General features: G+C 59.7%; 23 protein-coding genes. 10 read left to right on the top strand and 13 right to left on the bottom strand.

Going from position 1 to position 19,785, the window contains the following annotated elements:
• Positions 1-51 precede the first annotated feature (51 nt).
• The 7 genes from AC6CHO_RS02530 to AC6CHO_RS02500 all read left to right on the top strand — a co-directional run bounded on the left by AC6CHO_RS02530 (position 52) and on the right by AC6CHO_RS02500 (position 5,241).
• Positions 52-993 (top strand): DUF2797 domain-containing protein, encoded by a 942-nt coding sequence (locus tag AC6CHO_RS02530; protein ID WP_498213498.1) that lies wholly within the window; start codon positions 52-54, stop codon positions 991-993.
• A gap of 89 nt (positions 994-1,082) precedes the next feature.
• Positions 1,083-1,358, top strand: coding sequence for a hypothetical protein (locus AC6CHO_RS02525; RefSeq protein ID WP_444662659.1), 276 nt, complete (start codon positions 1,083-1,085; stop codon positions 1,356-1,358).
• Positions 1,359-1,455: 97 nt separating this feature from the next.
• Positions 1,456-1,902 carry a MaoC family dehydratase N-terminal domain-containing protein gene (locus tag AC6CHO_RS02520; protein ID WP_060702257.1) on the top strand — a complete coding sequence of 149 codons (447 nt, stop codon included), beginning with the start codon at positions 1,456-1,458 and terminating at the stop codon, positions 1,900-1,902.
• 2 nt (positions 1,903-1,904) lie between these two features.
• Complete coding sequence (locus AC6CHO_RS02515) at positions 1,905-2,345, top strand: MaoC family dehydratase (protein ID WP_498213496.1); 441 nt, start codon at positions 1,905-1,907, stop codon at positions 2,343-2,345.
• Positions 2,321-3,550: an MFS transporter gene (locus AC6CHO_RS02510; protein WP_498213495.1), complete on the top strand. Its 1,230-nt coding sequence runs from the start codon at positions 2,321-2,323 to the stop codon at positions 3,548-3,550. The genes AC6CHO_RS02515 and AC6CHO_RS02510 overlap by 25 nt, the downstream gene beginning before the upstream one ends.
• Before the next feature lie 53 nt (positions 3,551-3,603).
• Complete coding sequence (locus AC6CHO_RS02505) at positions 3,604-4,665, top strand: UDP-N-acetylmuramate dehydrogenase (RefSeq protein ID WP_498213788.1); 1,062 nt, start codon at positions 3,604-3,606, stop codon at positions 4,663-4,665.
• A gap of 45 nt (positions 4,666-4,710) precedes the next feature.
• On the top strand, positions 4,711-5,241 hold the full coding sequence (locus AC6CHO_RS02500) for a GNAT family N-acetyltransferase (RefSeq protein ID WP_498213493.1): 531 nt from the start codon (positions 4,711-4,713) through the stop codon (positions 5,239-5,241).
• Positions 5,242-5,326: 85 nt separating this feature from the next.
• On the opposite strand, the gene asd is transcribed toward AC6CHO_RS02500, so the two are convergent.
• The 9 genes from asd to AC6CHO_RS02455 all read right to left on the bottom strand — a co-directional run bounded on the left by asd (position 5,327) and on the right by AC6CHO_RS02455 (position 13,744).
• Entirely contained in the window at positions 5,327-6,445 is a 1,119-nt protein-coding gene (asd, locus tag AC6CHO_RS02495; RefSeq protein WP_195182109.1) for an aspartate-semialdehyde dehydrogenase, read from the bottom strand.
• 112 nt (positions 6,446-6,557) lie between these two features.
• Positions 6,558-6,785 carry an NF038396 family protein gene (locus tag AC6CHO_RS02490; RefSeq protein ID WP_444662668.1) on the bottom strand — a complete coding sequence of 76 codons (228 nt, stop codon included), beginning with the start codon at positions 6,783-6,785 and terminating at the stop codon, positions 6,558-6,560.
• Between the two features lie 7 nt (positions 6,786-6,792).
• Positions 6,793-7,368 (bottom strand): dihydrofolate reductase, encoded by a 576-nt coding sequence (locus AC6CHO_RS02485; protein ID WP_498213490.1) that lies wholly within the window; start codon positions 7,366-7,368, stop codon positions 6,793-6,795.
• Positions 7,365-8,168: a thymidylate synthase gene (locus tag AC6CHO_RS02480; protein ID WP_444662671.1), complete on the bottom strand. Its 804-nt coding sequence runs from the start codon at positions 8,166-8,168 to the stop codon at positions 7,365-7,367. Before AC6CHO_RS02480 ends, AC6CHO_RS02485 begins: the two co-directional genes overlap by 4 nt.
• Before the next feature lie 73 nt (positions 8,169-8,241).
• Entirely contained in the window at positions 8,242-8,574 is a 333-nt protein-coding gene (locus AC6CHO_RS02475; RefSeq protein ID WP_060702248.1) for a GNAT family N-acetyltransferase, read from the bottom strand.
• A 133-nt stretch (positions 8,575-8,707) separates the two neighbouring features.
• On the bottom strand, positions 8,708-9,712 hold the full coding sequence (locus AC6CHO_RS02470) for an NUDIX hydrolase (RefSeq protein ID WP_498213787.1): 1,005 nt from the start codon (positions 9,710-9,712) through the stop codon (positions 8,708-8,710).
• A 2-nt stretch (positions 9,713-9,714) separates the two neighbouring features.
• Entirely contained in the window at positions 9,715-11,931 is a 2,217-nt protein-coding gene (locus tag AC6CHO_RS02465) for an RNA degradosome polyphosphate kinase (protein WP_498213487.1), read from the bottom strand.
• An 84-nt stretch (positions 11,932-12,015) separates the two neighbouring features.
• Positions 12,016-12,972, bottom strand: coding sequence for a mycothiol synthase (mshD, locus tag AC6CHO_RS02460; protein WP_498213485.1), 957 nt, complete (start codon positions 12,970-12,972; stop codon positions 12,016-12,018).
• A gap of 52 nt (positions 12,973-13,024) precedes the next feature.
• The gene (locus AC6CHO_RS02455; RefSeq protein ID WP_498213483.1) at positions 13,025-13,744 is read right to left on the bottom strand and encodes a winged helix-turn-helix domain-containing protein; all 720 of its coding nucleotides are present in this window, start codon (positions 13,742-13,744) and stop codon (positions 13,025-13,027) included.
• 75 nt (positions 13,745-13,819) lie between these two features.
• On the opposite strand from AC6CHO_RS02455, the gene AC6CHO_RS02450 reads away from it, so the two are divergent.
• From AC6CHO_RS02450 to ygfZ, 3 genes are all read left to right on the top strand, one after another.
• Complete coding sequence (locus tag AC6CHO_RS02450; protein WP_498213481.1) at positions 13,820-14,560, top strand: hypothetical protein; 741 nt, start codon at positions 13,820-13,822, stop codon at positions 14,558-14,560.
• 254 nt (positions 14,561-14,814) lie between these two features.
• Positions 14,815-15,429, top strand: a complete 615-nt coding sequence (locus tag AC6CHO_RS02445; protein WP_060702243.1) for a heme-binding beta-barrel domain-containing protein — start codon at positions 14,815-14,817, stop codon at positions 15,427-15,429.
• Between the two features lie 2 nt (positions 15,430-15,431).
• Positions 15,432-16,514: a CAF17-like 4Fe-4S cluster assembly/insertion protein YgfZ gene (gene ygfZ, locus AC6CHO_RS02440; protein ID WP_498213479.1), complete on the top strand. Its 1,083-nt coding sequence runs from the start codon at positions 15,432-15,434 to the stop codon at positions 16,512-16,514.
• 104 nt (positions 16,515-16,618) lie between these two features.
• On the opposite strand, the gene AC6CHO_RS02435 is transcribed toward ygfZ, so the two are convergent.
• From AC6CHO_RS02435 to AC6CHO_RS02420, 4 genes are all read right to left on the bottom strand, one after another.
• A complete protein-coding gene (locus AC6CHO_RS02435; RefSeq protein ID WP_060702242.1) occupies positions 16,619-17,647 on the bottom strand; it encodes a 6-phosphofructokinase in 1,029 nt (342 codons plus the stop codon).
• Positions 17,648-17,903: 256 nt separating this feature from the next.
• On the bottom strand, positions 17,904-18,146 hold the full coding sequence (locus tag AC6CHO_RS02430; protein ID WP_498213476.1) for a PspC domain-containing protein: 243 nt from the start codon (positions 18,144-18,146) through the stop codon (positions 17,904-17,906).
• Positions 18,147-18,181: 35 nt separating this feature from the next.
• Positions 18,182-18,430 (bottom strand): LapA family protein, encoded by a 249-nt coding sequence (locus AC6CHO_RS02425; RefSeq protein ID WP_498213474.1) that lies wholly within the window; start codon positions 18,428-18,430, stop codon positions 18,182-18,184.
• A 13-nt stretch (positions 18,431-18,443) separates the two neighbouring features.
• On the bottom strand, positions 18,444-19,769 hold the full coding sequence (locus AC6CHO_RS02420; RefSeq protein WP_498213472.1) for a PspC domain-containing protein: 1,326 nt from the start codon (positions 19,767-19,769) through the stop codon (positions 18,444-18,446).
• Positions 19,770-19,785: the final 16 nt, after the last annotated feature.

Here is a 19,785-nt window from a genome sequence, read left to right as displayed (position 1 = left end):
CGGCAATGCGGCGTGCCCTAAGGTTGTAGGGATAGCTTCAGGAAGGTATTGATGGAACTCGCTAGCGTTTCCCGGCAACTTTGCCACGGCATCGGATTCTCCCAGCACGAGCAGGCGCCCATGCTCCGGCTGCGCACCGGGGAGAACTGGAAAACCGAATACCTGGAGCTGAACCGCTCGCTGAGCCTGGCGGTCGGGGATCTGAAATTCTGCCTCGGCTACATCACCATGAATCGCGATGGCTCACGCAATGTTCTGCCCTGCCCCAAAATCAAGGCCTTGCGCACCGGCACCCAGTGCGAGAGCTGCCGCAGGCTGGACCATTCCAAATTCATGCACCACTTCCACAAGACGGGGGAAGCCCCCGAAGGCATGCGCAAATACCTGGAACAGCCGCATTTCCTGTATATCGCCAGCTTCGCCCACGGTGCCACCAAGGTGGGAACCACCTCGGCCCAGAGCCAATGGACCCGCCTGGCGCAGCAGGGAGCAGCGATTGCCCGCTACATTGCCCGCGCCAACGACGGCACAGCAATCCGGGTACTTGAAGACCTGGTCACCGAGCACGTGGGATTGAGCCAGCAGGTGCGGCAAAAATCCAAGATCAAGGGACTGGTCGGCTGGGAGCTTGACTACCAGCAGCTGGATGCCATCAATGGCCAGGCAGCCAACCAGGCCCGCGACTTCTTGGCTGCCCAACGGGGACTGGAAACCTACGGGGTCCAGCTGCGTGATGAGCTCTGGGAGCAACCGGGCTTCGCCCGCCCGGTCATCGATGCGTGGAACACCCGCGCCCTGCACGCCTGGTCCTCCCCGGTGCCCGGTGCGCGGCACAAGCTGCGCATCCGAGGGGTGCTGGGCCAAAGCATCATGGCCGATAGCGGGGATGGCACCACCTTGCGCCTGCTTGATGCGGCCGAGCTGAAAACCCGCCAGGTGGATCTGGCTGAGGAACGCGGGGAATTCAGGGAAGAGCAGTCGGCGTTGTTCTAGATTCATCGTCCAGACCCTGTCGGTGGAGTCACGAGGAAATGCCGTTGCGCCAATGAGCCCTGAAGCCAGAGCTGAACTAGACTTGATCCATGACCAACACTCCTTGGGAAGCTGCCTCACCACGCTATAAGAAGCTCGTCTTCACGGCCATGGCCATCATGGGAATAGGCATCATCCTGGCGATCATCGGCGCCAACATTCCATCCTTGCCCACGGTGTACACTGCCATCGGCATCATGATCGTCGGCATGCTCTGCCACATCGCCGGCATGATGGTCCGGGCCAAGGACGCCCGCCAGTGGCGCGTCGAGAACGGCCTGGCCGCCCCACGGGCTTCCAAGCGCCCAGCCGACGACGCACAGTAAGTTTTAGCTAGAACCACACCGCAGATGGCGGGCCAGAGCAGGAACACTTCTTGCTCCAGCACGTCATTTTCAGTTACATCAACGTTCAGGAGAATCCATGGGCATCAATCCCGAACTAGTGGGGCGCGTATTCCCCGCTGGAGAGTCCTACCAGGTAGGACGCGAAAAAATCCGCGAATTTGCCCAGGCAACCAAGGCCACTTCGCCAGCTCACTTCGACGTGCAGGCAGCCCAGGAGCTGGGCTACGCCGACGTGGTCGCGCCCCCAACTTTCGCCATCATCGTGGCACAGCGCGCCGACGCGCAGCTGATTGCCGACCCGGCCTCGGGCATCGATTTCTCCCGGGTGGTCCACGCAGACCAGCGCTTCACCCACCACCGCCCAATTGTCGCCGGCGACGAACTGGTTGCAGAACTGCATGTTGACCAGGTCCGCGAAATGGGCGCCGGTGCGATGATCACCACGCGCGCCGAAATCACCACCGTGGCCGGCGAATCGGTCGCCACCACCATCTCATCGCTACTGGTACGAGCTGAGGACTAAGCATGATCGAATTCGAAAGCCTTGAAAAGGGAACGGTCATCGGTTCCCGCATTGTGCAGGTCAACCGCGCGGACCTCGTACGCTACGCAGGCGCCTCGGGGGACTTCAACCCGATCCACTGGAATGAGCGCTTCGCCAAGGAAGTAGAGCTTCCCTCGGTCATCGCCCACGGCATGTTCACCATGGGCTCGGTCATCGACCTGGTATCGCAGTGGGTGGGAAACCCCGGAGCCATCATCGACTACCAGACCCGCTTCACCAAGCCGGTGGTGGTCGAAGATCCCGAGGGCAGCAACCCGGGTGACTTTGAAGGCACCAGCATCCAGGTGGAAGGCAAGGTCGGCGCGCTCGATAGCGAACAGCGCACCGCCCGCATCGATCTGGCCGTCACCGCCAACGACAGCAAGGTGCTGCTCAAGTGCCAAGCAGTGGTGCAGCTCTAGAGATGCACCCAAACGGCAATGCGCACCAGCTGGCAACCCGCTGGCGCAACGCGTTGATGGCAGCCTACCTGGCCAGCGGACTATTGATCTCCGCTCTGGTCTCGCGACTGCCAGCAGTGCGCGACGCACTTGACCTCGACCACGCCAACGTGGGCCTGCTCCTGTTGTGCATGAGCGCAGGATCCTTCCTGTCGGTCTCGGTCTCAGGCCAATTGGTGCTGCGCCTGGGCGCAGCCAACGTCATGCGCATTGCCGCAACCATCGGTGGCGGCTCCCTGCTCCTTGTCGGATTCAGCACCGGAGTCCTGGGCAGCACCCTGGCCTGTGGCATTTTCCTGTTCACCCAGGGGCTGGGGACCGCTTCGTGGAATGTGGCCTCGAACGTCCAGGGCGCTGCCATGGAACGGGCCCTGGGCAAGAGCATCATGCCGGCCCTGCACGGATTCTTTTCCATCGGAACCGTCATCGGCGCCGGGATCGGCGCACTGGCCGCCGCCATCGGCCTGCCGCTTCAATACCACTATGGGCTGATCGGCCTGGTCATCATCGGCACGGTGCTCTACAGCTCGCGGTTCTTCGGTGAAGACTTCAGCCGCACCCCGCGAACATCCAATGGCCCGTCGCTGCGGCGCGCGTGGAGCGAACCGCAGACCGTGCTGCTCGGCGTGCTGGTTTTGGGCATGGCGCTCGCCGAAGGCGCTGCGGGGGACTGGGTGGCATTGGCCCTGGCCGACGGGTATCATACCACGGAAGCAACCGGAGCGATCGGCTATGGCATTTTTGTCACGGCCATGACCCTGACCAGATTGTTGTCCGGCGATCTGATCTTGCGGCTAGGCCGGGTCACCATGATCCGTGCCAGCGCCATGAGCGCATTGATCGGCGTATTGCTCTTCGCTTTTGGCAATAGCCTGCCGCTGGCCTTTGCCGCCCTGGCCATTTGGGGCATGGGCGTAGCCTTGACCTTCCCGCTGGCAATGAGCGCCGCCTCCGATGATCCGCTGCATGCTGCCACGCGTGTCGCAGTGGTCTCCACCATCGGCTATGGCGCATTCCTCGGCGGCCCGCCGCTGCTGGGCCTGTTGGCCCAGGCCATTGGCCTGCTGCCAGCGCTGGGCTCGATCTCCCTGCTGATCGTTGTCGCATACATCCTCTCTTCGAATGCCGCAGGATATCCGCAACACGACGAAGCAACCGAAAACTAGATTGTTGACCTGGCTGCACGCTATGGCCTCGACACTGAAAGCACATGGAATCAATGCTGAAAAACCTGACGACAACCCGCGTTGGCGGGCCCGCGCATCAGCTGGTCACCGCCACGAGCGAGGCCGAACTCGCCCAAGCTGTCGCGGCCGCGGATAGCGCGGGCCAGAAAGTCCTGCTGATCGGGGGTGGGTCGAACCTGGTCATCAGCGACGAAGGATTCCCGGGCGTGGCCATCCAGATCGCCACCCGCGGCCTGCACCTCGACGAACAGCCATCGGGCAAAGTCCTGCTCCGTGCTGCCGCCGGTGAAAGCTGGGACGCCACCGTTGAATACAGCCTCGTCCAGGGGCTCAGCGGCCTTGAAGCGCTCTCCGGAATTCCTGGATGCACCGGAGCCACGCCAGTGCAGAACGTCGGCGCCTACGGGGCAGACGTCTCCCAGAGCCTTGCGTGGGCCAGGGTCTACGACCGCCAAACCAGCCAGGTGCTCAAGCTGGATAACTCCCAGCTGGAATTTGCCTATCGCGATTCGGTCATCAAGCGAACCAGCAATGACGGATCGCCACGCTACGTGGTCCTGGAAGTTGCCTTCCTGCTTGAGCGTGAGAGCCTGTCGGCGCCGATCCGCTACGCCGAGCTGGCCCGGCGCTTGGATGTGGAGGCCGGCGATCGTGCCGACGCGCTCCTGGTGCGCCAGACGGTTCTTGAACTGCGCCGTTCCAAGGGAATGGTTTTCGACCTGAAGGATCCCGACTCGCACTCCACCGGCTCCTTCTTCACCAACCCGATCGTCGATGCCGGGGTCCTTGGGCGGCTTCCGGAAAATGCCCCGAACTACCCGGTGCCGCAAGAAGGCATGGTGAAACTGTCCGCGGCCTGGCTGATTGACCAGGCGGGCTTCGGCAAGGGCTACGGGCTTGAAGGCACCGGCGGCTTCAGCGTGGCAGAAGGCCGTGCCTCGCTGTCCACCAAGCACACCCTGGCCATCACCAACCGAGGCGGGGCAAAGGCCGCGGACATTGTGGCCATAGCCCGCGCTGTGCGTGCCGGGGTGCAAGAACGCTTTGGGATTATGCTGGTCAACGAGCCATTGCTCATCGGCCTGGAGCTTTAATAGCCTGGGGCCAAGGGCTGTACCTATCCAGAAAGTGCCACGCTGATGCCAGAACTGACCTTGCGCAAGCTCTCCAGCGGCGATATCGATTTAATCGAGGAAAACTTCCAGTCGCTCGAAGGAGCCGGCGAATCCCAATGGTTTGGATTCTGGGATACCCAGAAGCTGCGCACCCGGCTGAGCCACGACCAATTTATCGGCGGCAATGATGGAGCCCTGGCTATCTGCCTGGGGGAGCGGACCATCGGCAAAGTTGATTGGTTCACCGTCACCAGTTGGGGACGGGCCAATACCTCGGCCTGCTGGGAGATCGCGATCGGCATCTTCGCGGAGCACCGGGGCCAGGGCCATGGAACCCAAGCCCAGCGGCTGCTGGCCGACTACCTCTTTGCCCATTACCCGCGCCATCGCATCCAAGCGACCACGGCAGCTGGGAATATTGCCGAACAGCGCAGTCTGGAAAAAGCGGGATTCAGCCGTGAAGGGGTTATCCGGCAGTCCCAGTGGCGTCATGGCCGCTGGCATGACCAACACATTTATTCATTGCTTCGCCACGAATTTTCGCGGTCGATGTAAGTTGCCGACCGGCAAGGCAAACGGCTCGGGCCGGAACAGATTCCTGTTCCGGCCCGAGCCGTAATTATTGGATGACCCAGGGAGCTTAGAGGCGGCCCTGGGCGATGGCCAGCATGCGGCGCAGCGGCTCAGCGGCGCCCCAGAGCAGCTGGTCGCCCACGGTGAAGGCCGAGATGTATTCGGGGCCCATTTCCAGCTTGCGGATTCGGCCCACAGGGATGTCCAAGGTGCCGGAGGCAGCCACCGGGGTCAGCTGGTTCATGGTCGCTTCCTTTTCATTGGGAATGACCTTGGCCCACTCGTTGTCGGCCGCCAGAATGGACTCGATCTCGGAAACCGGCAGGTCTTCCTTCAGCTTCAAGGTCAGCGCCTGCGAGTGCGAGCGCATGGCGCCGATGCGCACGCACAGGCCGTCCATGATGATGTGGTCTTCGCCCGAGGTCTGCAGGATCTTGTTGGTTTCCATGCCGGCCTTCCACTCTTCGCGGGACTGGCCATTACCCAGATCGGCGTCGATCCACGGGATCAGCGAGCCGCCGAGCGGGACGCCGAATTGCGCAGCATCCAAAGCGCCGCGCTGGGTTTCGAGCACCTTGCGGTCAATGTCCAGGATCGCGCTGGCCGGGTCGGCCAATTCGGCACCTACCGAGGCGTTGATGTCGCCGAACTGGGTGAGCAGCTCGCGCATATGGCGGGCGCCGCCGCCGGAAGCGGCCTGGTAGGTCATCGCGGTGCCCCACTCGACCAGGTTGTTCTTGAACAGCCCGCCCAAGCCCATCAGCATGCACGAGACGGTGCAGTTGCCGCCGACAAAGTCCTTCACGCCAGATTCAAGGGACTGGTCGATGACGCTGCGGTTCACGGGATCCAAGACGATGACCGAGTCATCATTCATGCGCAGCGTGGACGCGGCATCGATCCACAGGCCATCCCAGCCCGTTTTGCGCAGTTCTGCATGGACCTTGGTTGTGTAGTCCCCGCCCTGCGCGGTGACGATAATCGGCAGCTTGGACAGCGTCTGGATGTCATACGCATCCTCTAGCGCGCCGGCGCCTTCTGCGAAGGAAGGTGCCTGGCCGCCGGCATTCGACGTGGAGAAAAATACCGGATCGATCTGCGCAAAGTCGCCCTCGTCGAGCATGCGCTGCATCAGCACGGAGCCAACCATGCCACGGTAACCTACAAAACCAACAGATGAAGTCATGTCTCCATGGTAGGGGCGATCAGGCTATGGAGCCCGGTTCGTTACAGCAGTTAAAGCAGAATCACACCCAAGCCCCAGCAGGGTTCAGGTGTGATTCGGTACAGCAAAAGTTTTACTTTTCCTCAAGCAGGCGCTTGCGGTTATTAATGGCCCAGACGGCCGAGAAGATGAAGATCTGCGCTGGAACCAGCAAGAGGACCAAGCCGAAGATCTTGTGGCCTCCCAGCACCATGAAGAAGCCGAGGGCCGCGACAACCAGTGCCAGCAGCGGGAAAAGCATGTAGCCGAGAACGAATAGTGCTTCCGAGTGCTGCTTGAGCTCTCCGAGGTATTTTTTCATGGTTGTCCTAGTCCTTCTGGCGCAGCCAGGTTTCAAAGCGGTAGCGGATACCGGTGGAGGAGGCACGCCAGTTGGCTTCATCCGGATCTTGTGCAGGTTCGGTGGCTCCGATGGCGAAGTCGCTGGAAAGCTGCGGGGCAGAAGTATCACCAGCTGGCTCCAGATCCAGCTTGGTAATCACCGCTACGTCCAAGAGCGACAGCGCCTGGGCATAAACTTTTCCGCCACCAATGATCCACACTTCTTCGCCGCCTTCGGCCTTGCGAGCCAAAGCCAAGGCTTCATCCAAGGTCGATGCCGGAACGGCTCCGTCCTTGCGCAGCTGCTCATGCAGCTCGGCTTGGCCGGTCAGCACAATGTTGGTGCGTCCGGGAAGCGGGCGGAACTTTGCGGGGAATGAATTCCATGTCGTGCGCCCCATGACCACCGGGTGCCCGGCAGTGATGCGCTTGAAGTGCGCCAGATCTTCTGGCACATGCCACGGCATGGTGCCCTGCGCGCCAATAATCCCGTTGTTCGCCTGGGCCCAAATAGCTCCGAGCAGTGGTTCTAATCTCTCAGCGTGGCGTGGTGCTTCGGTCATACGGCGACAGTTCCCTTGATCGTCGGGTGGTGCTGGTAATCGTTGATCGTGAAGTCTTCCAGCGTGTAGTCAAAAATTGAGGAAGGCTTGGAAGTGAAGCTCAAGGTCGGGTACGGGTAGGGATCCCGGCGTAGCTGTTCCTTGACCTGTTCCAGGTGGTTTGTGTAGATGTGCACGTCGCCACCGGTCCAAATGAATTCACCGGGCTCAAGATCCAGCTGCTGTGCCAGCATCATGGTCAGCAAGGCGTAGGAAGCGATGTTGAATGGCACGCCGAGGAACATGTCTGCACTGCGCTGGTAGAGCTGGCAGGAGAGCTTGCCGTCGGCAACGTAGAACTGGAAGAAGACGTGGCATGGCGGCAATGCCATGTTCTGGATCTCGGAGACGTTCCATGCCGAGACGATATGGCGACGAGAGTCAGGATTGTTGCGCAATGAGTCGACCAGCTGGGAAATCTGGTCGATGTGGCCGCCATCGGGCGTTGGCCAGCTGCGCCACTGGACTCCGTACACCGGTCCGAGCTCGCCGTCTTCGTCGGCCCATTCGTTCCAGATGCGCACACCTTGGTCCTGCAGCCACTTCACGTTGGATTCGCCGCGCAAGAACCACAGCAGCTCAGCTGCGACCGACTTGAAGTGCACTCTTTTCGTGGTGATCAGCGGAAATGAGTCTTGAAGATCAAAGCGGATTTGGCGGCCAAAGACGGAAATGGTTCCGGTCCCGGTGCGGTCTTCTTTAGAGGTGCCGTTCTCCAGCACATCTTCGAGCAGGTCTTCATAGGGTGTCGCGATGTTCACCCACCCAAGTTTAGTTCACGGCAACCGCACCGTGAACTACTGGGCGTGATGATACATCTCGCAGTGGTGGAAACTAGCTCTTCTTGACAACCATGCTGTTGTATTCCGGATAGCGGCGCAGGTAATCCTGGACGTAGCTGCACTCAGGAATGATCTTCAAGCCTTCATTTTTGAAGCGATCCAGCACCAGAGTCACCAAGGCGCGGGCATATCCGCGACGGCCGAATTCTTCATTGACGATGGTGTGCTGGAGGGTAACGACGTCACCTTCCCGGTAATAGCCAAGGAAGCCCACGAAGGTGGAACCATGCCACAGCGAAAAGCGTCCGCGGCTTTCGTCGTGGTCAAGGCGCAGTCCATGGTGAACAACTTTTTCCACTGGTTGCCGCGGCTGTTGAGCAGTCATGACCGTACCTCGATTTCGGGTTAAAACGTTTGCTGATTACAGTCTTATCCCTAATCGGAGCCGAATGCAACGGCTTTGAGCAGTTCTGGAGAATATGGCAAGACCCCGCCGAGAGGCAGGGCCGAGCAGGAAATCAGTCGTGGAACGGGTTGTGGATCTCGAAGGAGACGATCCGCTGTTTTGCGCCTTGCACCTGCTGGGCGACAATCAGCGAGCCGGGCTCAAGATAGGGGTCATCCTTCGGCAGGGACTTCACCAATTCAGTCGACGAGTTCTCAGCCAGGACTTCCAAAACGAACGGCAGGACCGGCCGGTGCGTGCAGATGGCCTGCGAGCGATATTTATCGAAAAGCTTCTGGACGGCGCGGCGCGCGCGTTCCGGGTGCCGTGTCGCGGCATGCTCGGTGAGCGACCGAAGGTTCTTCATCTTCATCGCGTGCAAGGTGGCGTACGGGGCGAAGGTCTGGACGCAGCGCAGCCACGGGGAGGAAGCGATATTAGCTGGTTGCCACGCTTCGAGCATGCGGGAAACCGCTTGTGCCTGGCGCCGGCCGGTGGCTGCCAAAGGGCGTTCGTCCTCGGCCCGGGTCCAGTTTCCACGGGGCTTTGCCTTGGCATGCCGGACAATCAAGACGGGAAGGGCATCAAGCGTCCCATTCTTGTGGGCCTTGGCCAGATCCACCAGCGGTTGCGCGTCGGTGGGATTGGTCAGCAGCTGCGCAGCCTTTTTGGCGCTGACCCATCGAGTGTCGTCGCATTCGGCGCCATCGGGATCAATGGATGTTTGCGGATCGGTCTTGGCCGCCCAGTAGTACACCACCTTGGACTTCTGCTTCACCGAGTAAGCCGTAGCCGAGAGCGGGAGGCCGAGTGTAATGCGCAGTCCGATTTCTTCACGCACTTCGCGCACGGCGCATTCGGCGATGGACTCGCCCGGATCCAGTTTGCCCTTGGGCCATGACCAGTCGTCATACTTTGGCCGATGAATCAGCAGCACTTGCAATTTGCCATCGACGATCCGCCAGGGGATCGCACCGGCGGCGACGATGTCAAAGTCGCCGAGAGTGATTTCCTCGGCATCCACCGAGCGGATGATCTCACGAACCCGCGAAGCGGCTTCGTGCAGTTGAGGCTCGATCACTAGCTGTTACGTCCACTATTGCGTCGGCGGGCATGGTCTTCGATAAGCCAGAACTGGATATCGGTCAACGGGTTGCCTTCTTCATCCTGGGAATGGCGGATCCATTCCCCGTCGGAGTTCAGGTGCCACGAGGCCGTGGAGTCGGCCATGTAGAGCTCCAGCTGATTGGTCAGGTCCTCCACGTCTTCTGGGTTGTGCAGGGAGACCAAAGCCTCGACTCGGCGGTCCAAGTTGCGGTGCATCATGTCGGCCGAACCGATGTAGACCAGCGGGTCTCCGGCGTTGGCAAACATGAAGACGCGGCTGTGCTCCAAGAAGCGGCCCAGGATGGAACGCACTTCGATGTTTTCGCTCAAACCCGGAACACCTGGGCGCAGGGCGCAGATGCCGCGAACAATCACTTCAACTTTGACACCTGCCTGGCTGGCCCGGTACAGCGAATCGATAATCGCTTCATCAACGATGGAGTTCACCTTGATGACCACCTTGGCCTCAAGGCCCGACTTTGCGTTGGCGATTTCCTTTTCGATGTGTGCCAGCAAGCCGGTGCGCACCGAGCGCGGGGCCACGAGCAAACGGCTGTAGGTGGAGCGCGGAGCATACCCGGAAAGCTGGTTGAAGAGCTTGGACACGTCTTCGCCGACCGCGTCGTCACAAGTGAGCAACCCGAAGTCTTCGTAGTAGCGAGCGGTGCGCGGGTGGTAGTTGCCGGTGCCGATGTGGCAGTAGCGCCGCAGCTTGTCCCCTTCGCGGCGCACCACGAGGGACAACTTGGAGTGGGTCTTGAGGCCCACGATGCCATATACGACGTGGACGCCGGCCTGTTCTAGCTTCCTCGCCCAGGAAATATTCGCCTGCTCGTCAAAGCGAGCCTTGATTTCCACCAGGGCCAAAACCTGCTTGCCAGCTTCGGCAGCGTCAATCAAAGCATCGACGATGGGTGAATCGCCACTAGTGCGGTACAAGGTCTGCTTGATCGCCATGACTTTCGGGTCGGCAGCAGCCTGCTCCAAGAACGCCTGAACGCTGGTGGAGAAGGAATCATACGGGTGGTGCAACAAGATGTCGCGCCGGCGAACGGCGGCAAATACGTTGGCTGCCTTGGCCGTTTCCGATTCGTTCAAGTGCCGCGAAGTGTGGCCCATGTGCTTCGTGTAATGCAATTCGGCACGGTCCAGCGAAGCGATGACGCCGAGTCCACGCAGATCCAGCGGGGCTGGCAGCTTGAAGACTTCGTCTTCTTCGACCGCCAATTCCCGGGTTAGCAACTCCATGATTTCCGGGTTGATGTCATCGGCAACCTCAAGCCGCACCGGTGGGCCGAAGCGGCGGCGCAACAGCTCCTTCTCCAGAGCCTGGAGCAGGTTTTCCGCGTCGTCTTCTTCGACTTCCAGATCCTCGTTGCGGGTGACGCGGAAGAAATGGTGTTCAACGATTTCCATGCCCGGGAAGAGCAGCTCAAGGTGCACTGCGATGAGCGCCTCAAGGGGAATGAAACGCGCGGTGCGATGCGATGAATGGGCGGCACGGGTGCCGTCAATGCTGATCAGGCGCGCGATGGTGTCCGGAACCTTCAGTCGGGCAAAGAGCTGCTTGCCGGTCAGCGGGTTGCGGACGACCACGGCAAGATTCAGCGACAAGCCTGAGATGTAGGGGAAAGGGTGCGCCGGGTCAACGGCCAGTGGGGTGAGCACCGGGAAGACCTGGGAGACGAACCACTTGGAGAGCACGTCTCGTTCGCTTGCCGAGAGATCTTCCCAGGTAGTGATGCGGATGCCCTGCTCAGCCAAATCCGGAGTGACCGAATCGGAGAATACTTTTGCGTGCCGCGTTTGCAACGCGTGGGCGGAGGACAGCAGCAGCTCAAGCTGGTCAACCGGATTCATGCCATTGGCCGCGGGCACTGCGAGCCCTGCGGCAATGCGGCGCTTGAGGCCGGCGACGCGAACCATGAAGAATTCATCGAGGTTCGAGGCAAAGATGGACAAGAAGTTCACGCGCTCCAGGAGCGGCAGTGTCGTGTCTTCAGCCAGTTCCAGCACGCGGGCATTAAAGTGCAGCCAGCTCAGTTCGCGATCGAGAAAACGCTCGTTGTGGAATTCGCCCGCGGGGTGCAGGTCCGGAAGTGATTCAGCTGGCTCAATTCTGTCTTCGTTGACTTTCGAAGAGGGAACGTCGCGTAAGTGAGAAGTAGTTTCCTGGGGGGAGCTAGTCATCTGCTGAACTCATTTCTTCCTGCGAGTAGATGTCAAAACACCTCGTGAGAGCGGTCCTGCTGGTACACGAAACCGCTGGTACTACTAGTCTATCGGTTGCGGACCGTACATAATGTCGGCGTCCCATAGTGTGAAACCCAGCGACCGGTACAGCTTGACGGCGGGTTCGTTTTCGGCATCAACGTAGAGGATGACGGCGTCGACTCCGAGCTCCAGCAGATAGTTGATGCCGGTAATGGTCAAAGACCGGCCCAATCCCATGCCCTGTGCCTCGGGGACAACGCCGACGACATAAACTTCGCCGGTAGGGCGAATGGCATCGCCGGAGGCAGGGTGGAGCTTGGTCCAGTGGTATGCCAAGAGGTTCTGCTCAGCATCGAAGGCAAGGAAGAAGCCGGAAGGATCAAACCAATCCTCGGCCATGCGGGCGTCAAGATCTGAAAGGGTCAGCGAACCCTGCTCGGGATGATGGGCGAAGGCCTTTGAGTTTGCCTCGAGCCAGGCGGGCTCGTCTTCACCGACACGGAAGGTGCGAACGGTAAAGCGGCGATCAGCCGGTGGCTCTTCAACAAAATCGGTGCCTTCGCGGCGCATGCGGTAGAGCTCGCGTACTCGGCTCAGGCCAATCTTGGCTGCCAGCTTTTTGGCTGCTTCATGGTCTCCGTGAGCCCATGCTTGAACCGTGGCCAGGTCCACCAGCTCGTTGAGCTTGGTCAGCAAGGCGCGGCCAATACCTGACTGGCGGTGTTCGGGATGCACCACAAGTTCCATCACCCATGGCTGATCTTGTGCTTCACGCACCAGAACGGCAACGCCTGCGAGAACTGCCTCCGCGCCCTCTCCGACTTCGGCGAGCAACGTGGTGATGTTGTCACCGGATTCATCCGATGCCAGGGCAACCAGCGTTTGGTCGCTCAGCGGGGGATTGCCATCGACGTCCTGGGCATCTGAAGCGAGCTGGCGCACATCGCTCAGGGTGCGTTCATCTAGTTCAGCGGTCACGTGTTGAACGGATACTGTGGTCTGTGGCAGTTCACTCATGTCATTCACGATAGTGGGTGAAGGTTTGAACTCGCCACAAAATGGCTGAAAGTTATGATTCGGTGTGGAAACGGTAGCCTACGTTACGCACAGTTCCGATGAGTTGTTCGTGATCAGTGCCCAGTTTTGCGCGCAGGCGACGGACGTGAACATCCACGGTTCGAGTGCCACCGTAGTAGTCGTAACCCCAAACTTCATGCAGCAATTGTTCGCGAGTGAATACCCGTCCTGGGAACTGAGCGAGGTACTTCAGGAGCTCGAATTCCTTGTACGTCAGATCCAGCATGCGGTTATCGATGCGAGCGGTATAGCTCAGCTCATCGATGCGCAGGCCCGAGGTGTTCTCGGCTGGTTCCGGAGCTGGTGCAGTGTTGGAAATGGTTGCGAGCATCAAGCGGATGCGGGCGTCCAATTCAGCCGGGATGGCCGACGGCAACAGGAAGTCGGCTGCATGCCATTCAGAATTCAAGATGCCCAAGGCGCCCTCGCTGACCACCAGCAGGAGCGGCAAATTCAGATTCGCGTGAAGTATCTGTGCCAGCGATCGCGCTGGAATCAGATCCGTGCGTGCATCCAAGATGACGGCGTCACATTCTGGAACTTGACTCAGCGATTCGGTGCTTGCGGGGAGAAAAGAAATTTCATGCAGTAGTAATTCGAGTGCCGGAAGAACTTCGGCCGCATTTTCGGCATGATTGCTAAGTAGCAGTAGGTGGGCCAATAGGTCGTCCTCCTGCCAATTGGTTGCGAATAAATCATCTTTACGTGTCACAGTATAAGGAATGAATCCGTTGAATCATGCATGTGAACACGCAGATGCAGACACATTACCGTCAGGAAACATAGATTGAGAATCAAAGTTTTATTGTGTGGGCTCATCGCTGTCGCCCTATTGACCTTGGCATCCAGCCTGTCTTCACTGACGTGGCCCATGGGCGCGGTCACCGCAATATTACAGCTGGTTTTTGCCTACACCTGGCCGCGCATGGTCCGCTCCGATGCGCCGTGGCCCATCACCATAATTCTTGCGTTGTGCTCGCTAGCTGCCACCGCCGCAACAATTTTCATGCCCGGCGCCTCGGTGATGTCACATAGCGTTGAAGCCATCGCGGTCGGCGTGCTTTTGGTGTTCATCAGCCAGGTGTTGCGTGGAGCAGAAGCCGAAGGCCGCCTCGCAGGCGTCGTGTCTGGTGTTACTGGCATGGTCCTGGCCGTCTTGGGCTCAGCGTGGGCTGCCAGCGCGCTGGTTGGCTATGGATTTGGGCTCACCGTCGTCACCGTCATTTCACTGCTTGGGGCTGGCGCAGTCGTTGTCACCCGATTGCCGAATCGGATCACGATGCTGCTGGCGCCATTGGTGGCCGTGGCTCTGGGCGCTGCCGCCAGTGCGCTTCCCATAGACATCCTGTGGTTCCAAGGTGCTGTGATGGGCCTGCTGGCTGGGCTGCTCGTCGGTTCATTGCGAGCACTCGCGTTGGCGAGCAAGAGCGTGCGCAATGTCAGCGGGATTCTTGGCCTGTCGTGCGGAATCATCCTGCTCAGTGGTGCTGCCAGCTGGTACGCCATGGAGGTCCTGGTGTTCATATAGCGCAACATCGTGCGGGGTATGTCACGCGTGTCGAAGTTATGCTTCGTGTCGCGCTAAGATGAAGCCATGAATGAAAATTATCTTGCACTCGAAATTTTCTTCCAGGCACTTGTCGTGATCGCCGGTCTAGGCATGGCGGGCTTCGCAGGCTTGGTAGTAAAGCGCCTCTTCCAAGGGCAGAAGTAAAAGCAGCGCACACAATAACGTGTGCGCTGCTTTTCATTTCACCACTGACGAATAGGAGCGAGTAGTCCATGGCATTTGATCTCCCTACGGACCTCACCCCGGAACTAGTACCTTTCGCATGGCTCATTGGCACTTGGGAAGGTGCTGGCCGGCTTGGCGAAGGCGAAGCCGAGGACGGGTACTTTTGGCAGCAAGTCACTTTCCGTGACGTTGGCGGCCCATATCTTGAATACCGCAGCGAATCGTGGCTCACCGAAGCCGACGGAACCAAGCTGCGGATTCTTGCCGTTGAAAACGGCTTCTGGTCCCTGGATCGCCAGCAGCAAGATGCTGACGCTGGCCCAGGAATGACCCCAGGCGACATCTTCCCGGTACTGCGTTCAGCCGATGACGTGCAGAAGCTGCACACCGATGAAGGCTTCAAGATCCAAGCGCACATCGTGCATCCTGGAGGTCTCTCCGAGCTCTACTATGGGCTGATTGATGGCCCGCGCATCCAGCTGGCCACCGAAGGCCTTCTGCGCAGCAAGAACGCCAAACCCTATGCATCATCTACCCGCATCTACGGGCTGGTCAACGGCGAGCTGTTCTGGCGTTGGGATGTATCCCAGGGCAACCTGGATCTGCAGGCCCACGCCTCTGCGGCCCTCAAGCGCGTAGCCGCCGAAGATTCGGTGAACTAGCCATGGGCACTGGATACCAGTCCGTTCTCCTGCAGCGCGACGGCGCCGTAGAAGCAGGTGGCGTCGATGCCGGAGTGGCAGCACATTATGGTGCTCCCACGCGTGAAGCTCGCAAGCTGGCCGAAGGCAAGGCTATTGCCGATCTGAGCCATTTTGATGTGCTTGAGATCCGTGGCGAAGACCGTCGAAGCTGGCTCGATACCCTCAGCAGCCAGCGTATTAATAACCTGGAACCGGGTCAGAGCACCCAGACGCTGCTGCTCTCGATCCAGGGCCGTATTGAGCACGAGATGAAGGTGCTGGCCGACCAGGACCGGTTGATTCTCATAGCTGAACCTGGCGCGGGTGCCGCGCTGGAGCAGTTCTTGAACTCCATGCGTTTCATGCTGCGTGTTGAGGTCAATAACCTTTCCCGTACCCATGGCGTCCTGGCGGCTACCCGGCCGATTCCGGGCACCGAGGCGCCGGTGTGGACTGACCCGTGGCCGGGTGTCGTTCCGGGAGGGTGGGCCTACTCTCGCGAGGACCATCCGGGCAAGGAACGGCCTTGGCTGTTGCATGTGGTGGCTATCGATGAGCTGGCGTCAGCGGCAGCTGACGAGGATCTGGCCGGCATGATGGCGGTTGAGGCTCTGCGAATTGCCGCCTGGGAGCCACGCTTCGGCGCGGAAATCGACGACAAGACCATCCCGCATGAGCTGGATTGGCTGCGCACCGCTGTGCACCTGGAAAAGGGCTGCTACAAGGGCCAGGAAACGATTGCCCGCGTGCACAACATCGGGCATCCGCCGCGCCGTGTCGTATTCTTGGACCTTGACGGTTCGATGCACACCCTGCCGTCCACCGGGGCAGAGGTCAAGGTGGGGGAGCGCATCGTCGGACGCGTCACCTCGGCCACGTTGCACTATGAGGCAGGGCCGATTGCCCTGGCAGTGATCAAGCGCAACGTGGATCCAGAAACGGTTCTGTCTGTTGTCGACGGCGAGACCAGCTACCCGGCGTCGCAGGATGTCATCGTGACTCCTGACGCTGGCCAGGTGGCAGGACGCTTTACCGGATTCCTCCGCACCCCGCCACAGGGCTAGGAATCGCGCCAAACTGCAGAAGGCTGGAATAAGCTGCACATACGAAGATGGCCGGGAATGCTAAGCATTCCCGGCCATCTTCGTATGCCTGCCAGACCTCGGTATTAACCGAAGAGGACTGCGGCTTCCTCGTAGCGGTCCATTGGAACGCGCTTGAGGTTATTCAAAGCGGCCCGCAACGGCACGCGCAGGACCTTGGTGCCGTGCAGGGCAACCATGGTGCCCCAAGCGGTTTCGTTCACGGAGTCCACGGCGGCCATGCCCAACCGCGTAGCCAATACACGGTCGAATGCGGTTGGCACGCCACCGCGCTGGATATGTCCAAGAACCGTGGCGCGAGTTTCGATTCCGGTGCGCTCTTCGATGACCGGGGCGAGCATTTCGCCAATGCCGCCCAAGCGTGCACGGCCAAAGGTATCCACGCCTCGAACCGAGAAGGCTTCTTCCATGCCTTCGGGAACAAAACCTTCGGCAACCACTACCAACGGTGCACGACCGCGCTCATGCGCTTCGGTAACCCACTGGCAGATCTGTTCCATCGGCGTGGACACTTCAGGAATCAGCACTGCGTGAGCGCCCGAAGCCATGCCAGCGTGCAAGGCAATCCAGCCAACGTGGCGGCCCATCACTTCGGCAACCATGCAGCGGTGGTGCGAGTCGCCGGTGGTGCGCAGGCGGTCTATTGCTTCAACCGCAATCTGGTTGGCCGTGTCGAAACCGAAAGTGTAGTCGGTAGCGTCCAAGTCGTTGTCGATGGTTTTTGGGACACCGACAATAGGCAGTCCCTCGGCGCACAAGCGCTGTGCCCCGGCCAGGGTGCCTTCGCCGCCAATGGCGATCAGGGCGTCAATGTTGTTGTCCTTGAGCACGCGGGCGATATTCTCTGCCCCGCCTAGCTCGCCTTCAAAGGCGTTGGTGCGCGAGGTGCCCAAGATGGTGCCACCCTGCTTGGCGATGCCTCGGACAGCGGTGCGAGGCAGATCAAAGAAGTCGCCTTCTTTGACACCGCGCCAGCCGTCGCGGAAGCCAACGAACTCATAGTCGTAGCTTTTGATGCCGTTCAGAACGGCTCCTCGGATGACGGCATTCAAGCCCGGGCAGTCTCCGCCCGAGGTCATGATTCCAACGCGCATTGGGCCTCGCTTCGTAAACTTGGAAATCCTTGTGCAACTGGTTGGACGCTATTGCATGGCAACGGCACTAGAGCAACAAGGAATTCCGTTCGGATGTCAATTAATATCCGCGCGTCATTGAGCATCAATTCTGCATGACAGTCTACGTGCTTAATGCCACAAGGGCGAGTTGCACGTCACCGAAGTGACCGCATCTCGCCCTGTTGCTCAACCTGTCGTCATGAATTCCGCGAAACACTGCGGAAATCTAGAGGTCTTAAAACTTTCGCAGCCAGTTCTGCAAAATGATGTTGTTGTCCTGAGCCGGGATCAGAAGCCAGGCGACGATGTAGGCACCGATGCCGAAGACCGGCAGCAAGAAGGAAAGCAGCAGCGCGATGCGCACGATCGTGACATCCCAGCCGAACTTGTCGGCGATGCCGCCGGCGACACCGCCAGCAAGGCGTGAAGGCCCGCGGCGAAGTGGCATTGAACGAAGGGAATTGAAGAATTTGTCCATGGTGAATCTCCTTTGAATTGGATGAGTTTGAAAAGCTAGAGGCTAGGGTCGCTTGGTGCGGGAATTTCCGTTTCGCGTTGACGGCGTTTGCCTGCCGCGGACAGTCCCGAAATGATCATTGCCACGCCGGCAAAGGCGACAACGATGATCAGGAACAATGGCATGTCAAAGCTCCAGTGGAAGAATGTCCGGCTCAGTGTTGCCACGGAGACCACAATCAGGATCAGTCCGAAGACCAAGGTTCCGGTGGGAAACTTTTTAGTTTGCAGGGAATCGTTGCCCATGGGTGCTCAGTCCTTAGAATTCCGGGTTGATGACGGTGGGCGTAGCCGTGGTGGCCACCTCGGTGCTGAAGGACGAGAACAACCCGTCGACTTCGATGGTCAGCAGCGGTGCGTCCTGATCCAATTGGCGTTGATCCTGCGGCAGCTCAAGATCCATCTGGGAGTTGAAGACGCCATCCGAAGTCACTTTCACTGGCACGTTCGGCGGGAGCTTCAAATCCAATCGGGAGAACACCGAATCAACTTCCACGATAGTTGGCGTGCTGATCGAGTCAAGGTAGGTCAGATCAATGGTGGAGCGGCTGAAAACTGCGCTGTACTCATTGCCGCCGGGTTCCGAGCGAACCGCCTGGCGGTCCTCGGTGCCAAACGAGGAACCGGAGAAGACCAGAGTCAGCACCAGCAAGGGAATGCCCAAGCCCAGAAGCCCGCCGCTGGTGCGCCGCACGAGGGATGCGGAGACGACGAAGAGTCCGGTGATCAGCAAACCGGCGGCTAGTGCTACGCCCCAACCGGCACCGGGTAAATCGATGATGTGAAGGTAGTCAGCGCAGAGCACCGCGGCGATCGCCAGAATGCTCAAGCCTGCTGCAGTCGTGGATAGCCACCCTGGGATCGGTTCAGCAGCTTGCGCTTTGCGAGCAGCCTTGCCCTTGAATGAATCATGGTTGTAAGGCCGGGTGTATTTGGGATCAGGAGCATACGCATAGTCGTAACCACTGGTCTGTTGCTGTGGATCCGGGTTGCCGTTAGCCACGGTTTCCTCCTGATCGATATGGTTCGCGCTGGTCGGCTGCGTGCTGGGCGGGGCGCTGCTGCTAAAGGTGAACGCATCCTTGCGCCAAGGCATTTCCATCGCGGTGGTGTGAGGCGAGGCAGCGGGTGGTGCTTGCTCCTTGGCAGGCTTAGCCGGCCGTTGCCTCTCGAACTTTGTATTCTTCCGGCTGAAAATGATGAAAAGAACAGCGGCAACGATTGCCACCGGCCACAAGACAGGAGCTACTGAATCCAGAATCCACTGTGCAGGAAAGATTCCCAAGGCCACCAGAACCACCGCACCGGTCATGCCGCTGGTCCAGTCCTTGTCGATTGCTCGTTCCAAGTGGATGCGGCCTTGCTGGTCAGGCAACAGTGCCCAGGCCAAGCCGTAGAGAATGAGCCCCAGGCCACCGAGGAAGCTGAGCACGACGACGATGCCGCGCGCCAGAATCACATCGATCTTGAAATAATCTGCTATTCCTGTGGCGACACCACCGAGCCACCGCGACTCTTTGCGGATAATTGGTGATTTGCCCAGCTGGCTGAAAAAGCCCCGACGCCCAGACTCCGAATTGTTCATAGCTCCATGATCTCGT

The organism is Glutamicibacter sp. GQ173, assembly GCF_059759215.1.
Note: the sequence above shows the minus strand (reverse complement) of the source record. Positions and strands in the feature narration are given on the sequence as shown.